Genomic DNA, 7,456 nt, shown 5'->3' with positions numbered 1-7,456 from the left:
CCTCGCCGCCCAGGGCACCGGCCCCACCGACCGGGACATCCTGGAGGTCGCCCGGCGCGCCACCGTCGCCCTCACCCGCCCGGACGGCGACGACGCGTAGGCGTCGACGGGCGGGCACGGCACCGTGGCCGGAGCACGGCGCGGGCGCGGACCCATCGGCCGCCGCGGCGCCGTCGGCGGTGCGGTCAGGCCGCCCAGGTCCTGAGGGCGGCGGCAACGTCGGCCGCGGTCGTGTCCGGACGCTTGAGTTCCGTGGCCACCGCCGTCACGCGCTCCTGATCCAGCTTCACCGGCACGCCGCTGGCCAGCAGATAGCCGTGCGCGACGGCCACCGCCACCCGCAGGTTGGAGCGCTCCAGCCACGGCAGCCGCCCCAGCGTGTGCACCAGCGCCGCGGCCCGCGCGTACGGCCCGTCGTAGACGTCGCGCCCGGCGACCACCGCCCGGTGCCGCTCGACGGCGGCGATCGCCACCCCGTAGTCCACCGGCGCCGGATCACCCACCCCGGCCCGCTCGGCCACCTCGAGGATCCACGCGAGATCGACGTGCAGGATCACGCCGCCTCGATCCCGTCGAGCAGGTCACCGTACTCGTCCAGCACCTGCTGGGCACCGGCCAGGAAGGTGTGGCGCAGCCGCTCGTTGTCGTCCCGGATCAGCTGCGCCACATAGTCGTTGACCGGCACGCGGCGGGTCTCGGCGGCGTGCTTGGCCATCTCGGCGACCGTCTCGTCCATGCGGAGATTCACCTGGGTCTTCGCCATGACACCGACGATAGCAGGCCGAGATAGCACGTGATAGCACCCCGGCTCGACCCGACCTGACCCGACCCGGCTCGACCCGACCTGACCCGGCTCGACCCGACCTGACCCGGCTCGACCCGACCTGACCCGGCTCGACCCGACCGGCGCATCGGCCGTCACGAGGCGGCGAACCGCCCCGCCTCGGTGATCCGGCGCAGGAAGCGGCGGGTCCGCTCGTGCTGCGGGTCGCCGAGGACCTGCTCGGGGGCGCCGCGTTCGACCACCGTCCCGGCGTCCAGGAAGCACACCTGATCGGCGACCTCCCGTGCGAAGCCCATCTCGTGGGTCGAGACCACCATCGTCATGCCCTGCTCCTTGAGGTCGCGGACCACCGCGAGCACCTCGCCGACCAGCTCGGGGTCGAGCGCCGCGGTGATCTCGTCGAGCAGCAGCAGCCGCGGACCGGTCGCCAGGGCCCGCACGATCGCGACCCGCTGCTGCTGGCCGCCGGAGAGCCGGTCGGGGTAGTCCCCGGCCCGGTCCGCCAGCCCCAGCCGGCCCAGCAGGTCCCGAGCGCGCTCCTCGGCCTCGGCCCGGGCCACCCGGTGCACCCGGCGCGGCGCCAGCGTGATGTTCTCCAGCACCGTCATGTGCGGGAACAGGTTGTACTGCTGGAAGACGACACCGATGCGCCGCCGCACGGCATCCCGGTCGGCCCCGGGATCGGTGATCTCCTCGCCGTCCAGCAGGATCGCACCGTCGTCCACGTCCTCCAGCAGGTTGGCGCAGCGCATCAGCGTGGACTTGCCGGAGCCGGAGGCCCCGATCAGCACGGTGACCGAGTGTGCGGGCACCGCGAGGTCCACGCTGCGCAGTACCACCTGCGGGCCGAAGGCCTTGCGGACCTCCTGCAGCTCCAGGACCGGAACGGCGGGGTCGAGCGGCGTCACACCGCACCTCCCTGGTGGCGGCGGCCCTCGGTCCGGGCGGTCACCCAGTCCGTGAACCGCGTGAGCGGAACGGTCAGCACGATGAAGGCGAGCGCGGCGACCAGGTACGGCGTGTAGTTGAAGGTCTGCGCCGTGATGATCTTCGCGGCGTAGACCGCGTCGATGACACCGCCGATCGACACCAGCCCGGTGTCCTTCTGCAGGGAGACCAGGTTGTTCAGCAGCGGCGGCACGACGCGCCGTACCGCCTGGGGGAGGACCACGTACCGCATGGCCTGGGCGTGCGTCAGCCCGAGCGAGCGGGCCGCGGCCCGCTGGCTGGGATGGACGGACTGGATGCCGGCCCGGAAGACCTCCGACACGTAGGCCGAGTAGGTGAGGACCAGTGCGGCCCCGCCGAGGAGCAGCGGGTCGGTGGTGACGCCGGTCAGCCGCAGGGCCGGCACGCCGGTGATCATGATGAGCAGGCAGATGATCATCGGCAGGCCGAGGAAGAAGTCCACGTACGCCGTCGCCAGCAGCCGCACCGGCAGGAACGCCGGGCCCCGCAGGGTCCGCAGCAGCGCCAGGACCAGTCCGAACACCAGGATGAGCGCCCCGCAGACCGTCATCAGTTCGAGGTTGGTCCACAGGCCCTCCAGCACCCGCGGCAGGGCCTGCCGGGCGTAGGAGGCGTTCAGGAAGGTCTCCCGGAAGCGCGGCCAGCCCGGTGAGTTGGCGATCGCCAGCCAGAGTGCGGTGCCCGTCAGTGCGGTGCTGGCCGTGGCGACCAGCCCGGCACGCCGGGTCCGGCGGCGCCGGTGGGCCTCGCGGGCGAGCCGCCGGGCCGACGGCCGGTACGCGTCGTCCGTACCGGCCGCCGGCCTGTCGTCCTCGGCGGTGGGGGCGCTCACCCCAGCACCGGCGCCGAGACGGCGTCGGAGAGCCACTGCTTCTCCAGCTTCGCGAGCGTGCCGTCGGCCCGCAGCGAGTCGACGGCGCCGGTCACGCAGCCGGTGAGGGCGCTGCCCTTGTCCAGGACGAGGCCGAACTGCTCGGGCGAGCCGCCGGTGTTCTGCAGCTGGCCGATGACCTGGGCGTCGGTCACCTCGGCCCCGGTGACGTAGAAGGCGGTCGGCAGGTCCAGCACCAGGGCGTCGATCTGACCGTTCTTCAGCGCGGTCTTGGCGAGGTCGTTGCTGTCGAACACGGCCGGCTGCACGGAGGGCCGGATCTGGCCGGTGACGGCGGCCAGGCTGGTGGAGCCGACCTGGGCGCCCAGCTTGACGCCCCGGAGGTCGGCGAGGCTCTTGGCCGACGCCGCCTTGGAGCCCTTCAGCGCGACCACGGCCTGGTGGACGTCGTAGTACCCGGAGGAGAAGTCCACCGCCTTCTTGCGGTCGTCGTTGATGGACACCTGGTTGAGGTCGAAGTCGAAGTCCTTCGCGCCCGGGGCGAAGGCCTTGTCGAACGGACTGACCGTCCAACTGACCTTCTCCTTCGGGTAGCCCAGCCGCTCGGCGACCGCGTAGGCGACCGCCGACTCGAAGCCCTTGCCGTTGGCCGGCGCATCGTCGGAGAACCACGGCGCGTACGCGGGCTTGTCGGTACCGATCGTCAGCGTCCCGGCCTTGTGGGTGGCCAACGCGCCCTTCGCGCAGTCGGCGGCACCGGTCGAGGCACCGCTCGCGGCGGTCGCCCCGGGGGCGGCGGCGTCCTGCGGGGCGCAGCCGGCGAGCGCGGAAGCGGCGAGCAGCACGGTGGCCAGCGAGGCGGCGCCGGCGAGGCGGCGGGCGAGGGCAGGGGGCATGTCGGGACTCCAGTCCGAAGGGGGAGCGGGGAAGGAACTCGCGGCTGCTGCGGGACGGCCGTACACGCACGGGGCGGCCGACGTGGCAGGAAGGGAGGCGAGGCGGGCAGGCGGCAGAGCCGCGGTGCCCACCGGGTCGGCATCAGCGGCAGCGACAGCAGCAACCGGCTCGACAACAGGGCACCCCGTACGAGGCGGTGCGGCCGTGAGCGGCCTGCAGAGCAGCGGGGAGCATGGCGGGAGGCTCCCACCTCGGCCGGTCCGTTGTCCAGGCCGGTCCGCCGGGCGTCCACATAGCGGACAGGGCGGTCCGGCCGACTCGATTCCCGCCGCCGGGGGCCCTCGCGGTGCGCGCATGAATCCGACCCGACCGGGCAGCCGCCCGGACAGACAGCGCGACCGGCTCTCGTCCGACGGTCCGCTTCCGGGCCCGGTGCGGCCGAACGGGTGGTGTCCGGCGTGGCGCCGCGCCCGAGGGGGCCCGGGGGAGCACCGTGCCGAGAACGGTGCCGACCCCGGGAGGAAGCAATGCGAACGGCTGGGCTCGACATCCCCGCGCGGTGGCGGAGCGACGGCTGGGCGCCCTTCCGCCCCGGCCCCCCGACACCCCGCGCGGTGCTGAGAGGGCGCGTCACTGCCCTGGCTGCCACGGTCCGTTCGGCCGTCGGCCAGGAGCGGCAGGTGCGGACCCGGTGAGTACCTGGACGGCGACCGCACTGGCCCTCCTGGCGATCGACGGCGCGGCAGGCCTGCAGGCGGTCTGCCGGGGCAGTGCGGTGCGTCGCCTCGTCGGGGCGTCCCTGCTGTCCGCCGCCGCAGGCGCCCTGCTGCTGCTTCTGCCGCAGGTCCATGACAGGCCGTTCTATCAGGATCTGGCACTGGCACTCGCGGTCCTGGCTCCCGCCGGGGCCCTCGTCCTTGCCTGCCTCGCCGGCCGTCGTCGCGACGAGAACGCGGACCGGCACGGCAACCGGCCGGAGAACGGACCCACCGCAGGCACCTCCGGGGTGGGACGCCTGCCGGCCTCCAGGGTCACCGGACACCGCCGGACCCGTCCGGGCGAGGACCGGTGACGTGATCCGATGACGGCCGGCCGCAGCGCCTCGGTCACGCGCAGGCCGGGTGCCGGGGTCAGCGTGCCGGGCCGGTGCCCGGCGGGAGAGCGGCGACCACGACGGCGACGGCCTCTTCGGGGGTGTCGGTACGCGCCACGATCTCCCCGCCCCGGCTCCGCACGGCGTACTGCCCGCCATGGTGCGGGTCGACGGCGCACCCGACCCGCGTGTAGGGGAAGTCGATGCTGCTGGAGAACCAGAGCGTGAAGTGGCTGGTGACCGGCCGCAGGCCGCGGAGGGCCGGCTGGGCGTAGGCCGCCTCCAGGAGTGCCAGGGCGCGGGGGTGACGGCTCGTCGGCGGCAGGCGGAAGGAGTCGATCGTGTGGCACCACGCCAGCTCGACGGGCCCGAGCGGTTCGCGCTCGTGGGCGAGCGCCCGGCTGCCGAACCGGATGAAGGGGGCAGCCGCCCGGGTCCGTTCGAGATCCGCGCCGTCCGTCCAGGCTGCCACGGCGCCGACGGCGGCAGCCGGATCGCCGGTGGTCCCTTGCGCGAGCCAGGCGCCCTGCGCGTACAGGCGCACCCAGTGGCCGCGCTCGTCCCGGGGCGCGATGACGATGGCCCGGCGGCCGTCAGCGGTCCTGAACTCGGCCCGGCGTTCCCGCTCCTCGTACGGCACGGGCAGGTCGAGCCCGGCCGCTGCTGCCACGCGTCCCAGCGCGGCCGCGAGCCCGGCGCCGGGAGCCGGCCCCGGGCAGGGCGTAGATTCCGGAACACGTCCGTGCGGGGAAGCGGGCATGGCTCCAGTCTGCCCGGCCGGCCGACCGGTGCGCTGATCGATCATCACATCGGCTGCCCCAAGGTGCAGCCCGTCCGCCGCACCGCTGGGTCCCGGACCGGCCGGTTTCGCGGGCGGGCAGGACCTCCCGACAGGCTGATGGCCGGCCGTGCCAACAGGCTGTCAGGAGAACCTGCCCTCAGGTTCTTACGCCCCCACCGTCGCCGGGCGCGACCACTGCTGCGGGCCGTCCGGCGGTCCGACCTGGGTCAGATCGCTGTGCAGATCGGCCGGAGCGCCGATGGCCTTCGGGCGCCGTGCCGCTTCGACGGCACCGGGTCCGTGGACGGTGAGCTCGAAGTCCCGGCGCGCCTTGGCCTCCGGTGCCAGTGGCAGGTGGATCCGCCCGTCCTCGACCATGCGCCGAACCCCGGTGCGGCTGAGGCCGAGGCCGAGCATGAGCAGCCGTTCGACCCGGACGGGCGCGGGCAGTTCGAAGCTGACCTGCACCGTGAGCGGTGTCGGGTCGTCCAGTGCGTAGAGGGGCGTCCGGGTCTCCAGCTCCCAGGTGCCGGTCCAGTCGAGGAGATAGCCGTTCTTGGCGGCGAGCGACGCACTGAGCGTCAGTTCCCGCACCACGGCCGGGTCATTGTCCTCGTACGCCACCAAGCGGGCCGGCTCCAGCGAGGAGACGTGGACGCGCTCGTGGACGGGCACCTTCGAGGTCCGGTCGCAGGATGCGCAGCTCAGGAGGAGCCAGACGTCGAGGAGCTTGCCGCTCGCGTTGACGCGGATCTTGCCCGAGGGGCGGTGCCGCGAGCCGGAGCAGTCCGGGCAGGGCCGAACGACGGTGGGCAGCGCGGACTGACGCACGGCCCACTGGGCCTTGCGGTTGGTATTCATGGTGGTGATTGCCTTCAGGGCTGAGCAGGAGATCGCGTGCCACAGGCAGCGGCTCCCGGTATCTGACGGATGCACACGAAGGCGCGAGTCACCGCCTCGGGGCCGGGTCGTCAGGCTCCGAGGTCGACAGCGCGACCGTGGGGTGGTGCTACGTGGCAGCCGTTACAGGTACATGCGGGTGATAGTGGTCGAAGCCGCAGCCCGGGGCAACTCAATTTGTCCCGCGATCAGCTCCCCGCCGCCGGCGACGGCGCAGGCACCTCGGGAACAGCGGACCCGAACTGGCTCCGATCCGCGACGGGGCACCTCCCTGCCGGTCGTCCCGTCGACCAGGCGGCGATCGCCGAGGGGCGCATGCAGCGACCGCGTGAAGTCGAGAACGCTGCACGCGGCCATGCCGGGAGGGAAGACAGTGCGGGCGGTCGTGACGGTGACCTGCTCCACGGACTCCGTCATCCGGAACCGGCCGTCGCACGAGAGGACAGGCAGCGTCCGGTCCGAGTCGCGGTAGTGGACCCTGTCGGACATCGGCGCTCGGCGGTACTCCACTTGGTGCTCCTCTCCCGATGAGGAGCACCCCGCCACGGCGATGCACCAACCGCGACGGCTGCGATGAGCACTGCTGGGTGTGGTCGGCCCATGTCCGCTTCGACGCGGTGAAGCCGTTCCGGTTCCCCCGGGCTTTTGGCCTCCTGGTTACTGGCAGGTAATCTGACGAGCAGTCACTCCGATGACCTGCAGGAAAGGGACTCTCCTCATGCGCAACCACACTCGGGCCGGCATCATCGTCGCCGCTTCGCTGCTCGCCGCCGCGGGCCTTGCGGCTCCGGCTTCGGCCACCGAGTCGGCTGCCGCGGCCCGCAACGCGGGCCCGTCGTGCACCTCACTGTCCAACGGTTCGTTCTGCGTGGGCATCATCGACGGCGGGCGCACCGTGAACCTCGTGTACGGGAAGACCGGTGGCTCCCCGGTGACCGTGAAGTTCGGCTACCGCAAGGGCAACACCACGCACCTCAGCAACGCCTTCACGATCAAGAAGGGCGACACGAAGACGTACCAGTTCAAGAACCAGGACCTGGGCTGCAGCACCATCTACGGCGTCCTGGCGGCCGAGGGCCAGGGCGACTTCGAGACGCCGGGTCTGCACAACACCGGCTGCTGACCGCCCCTTGGGGGCGCGGGGGCCCCGGCCGCCGGGGGGGGGGGGAGCGGGAGTGGGGTCTGTGGGGGGGTGGGTGG

9 protein-coding genes are annotated in these 7,456 nt (G+C 73.0%); 2 read left to right on the top strand and 7 right to left on the bottom strand.

All coding sequences use genetic code 11. From position 1 onward, the window contains the following. Positions 1-185 precede the first annotated feature (185 nt). The 5 genes from ACFV0G_RS20380 to ACFV0G_RS20360 form a co-directional block, all read right to left on the bottom strand. Positions 186-557 carry a fic family toxin-antitoxin system, toxin component gene (locus ACFV0G_RS20380; RefSeq protein ID WP_380549431.1) on the bottom strand — a complete coding sequence of 124 codons (372 nt, stop codon included), beginning with the start codon at positions 555-557 and terminating at the stop codon, positions 186-188. Beyond that, on the bottom strand, positions 554-763 hold the full coding sequence (locus ACFV0G_RS20375; protein WP_380549428.1) for a hypothetical protein: 210 nt from the start codon (positions 761-763) through the stop codon (positions 554-556). Before ACFV0G_RS20375 ends, ACFV0G_RS20380 begins: the two co-directional genes overlap by 4 nt. Positions 764-918: 155 nt before the next feature. Then, the gene (locus tag ACFV0G_RS20370; protein WP_380549425.1) at positions 919-1,692 is read right to left on the bottom strand and encodes an amino acid ABC transporter ATP-binding protein; all 774 of its coding nucleotides are present in this window, start codon (positions 1,690-1,692) and stop codon (positions 919-921) included. Next, on the bottom strand, positions 1,689-2,585 hold the full coding sequence (locus ACFV0G_RS20365; RefSeq protein WP_380549422.1) for an amino acid ABC transporter permease: 897 nt from the start codon (positions 2,583-2,585) through the stop codon (positions 1,689-1,691). Before ACFV0G_RS20365 ends, ACFV0G_RS20370 begins: the two co-directional genes overlap by 4 nt. Beyond that, complete coding sequence (locus ACFV0G_RS20360; protein ID WP_380549419.1) at positions 2,582-3,481, bottom strand: ABC transporter substrate-binding protein; 900 nt, start codon at positions 3,479-3,481, stop codon at positions 2,582-2,584. The genes ACFV0G_RS20365 and ACFV0G_RS20360 overlap by 4 nt, the downstream gene beginning before the upstream one ends. Positions 3,482-4,173: 692 nt before the next feature. On the opposite strand from ACFV0G_RS20360, the gene ACFV0G_RS20355 reads away from it, so the two are divergent. Continuing rightward, a complete protein-coding gene (locus tag ACFV0G_RS20355; RefSeq protein ID WP_380549416.1) occupies positions 4,174-4,554 on the top strand; it encodes a monovalent cation/H+ antiporter complex subunit F in 381 nt (126 codons plus the stop codon). A gap of 58 nt (positions 4,555-4,612) precedes the next feature. Here ACFV0G_RS20355 and ACFV0G_RS20350 read toward each other — a convergent pair whose 3' ends face one another. Together ACFV0G_RS20350 and ACFV0G_RS20345 are read right to left on the bottom strand one after the other, a co-directional pair. Further along, positions 4,613-5,245, bottom strand: a complete 633-nt coding sequence (locus ACFV0G_RS20350) for a DUF6193 family natural product biosynthesis protein (protein ID WP_380549413.1) — start codon at positions 5,243-5,245, stop codon at positions 4,613-4,615. Between the two features lie 276 nt (positions 5,246-5,521). Further along, positions 5,522-6,217 (bottom strand): DUF1062 domain-containing protein, encoded by a 696-nt coding sequence (locus ACFV0G_RS20345; RefSeq protein ID WP_380549410.1) that lies wholly within the window; start codon positions 6,215-6,217, stop codon positions 5,522-5,524. 757 nt (positions 6,218-6,974) lie between these two features. Here ACFV0G_RS20345 and ACFV0G_RS20340 point away from each other — a divergent pair. Beyond that, on the top strand, positions 6,975-7,379 hold the full coding sequence (locus ACFV0G_RS20340; protein WP_380549407.1) for a hypothetical protein: 405 nt from the start codon (positions 6,975-6,977) through the stop codon (positions 7,377-7,379). The last annotated feature ends 77 nt before the right edge of the window (positions 7,380-7,456 follow it).

Source organism: Kitasatospora sp. NPDC059571, assembly GCF_042735675.1.
Lineage (GTDB): Bacteria > Actinomycetota > Actinomycetes > Streptomycetales > Streptomycetaceae > Kitasatospora.
This window is presented reverse-complemented; position numbering and strand designations above follow the sequence as displayed.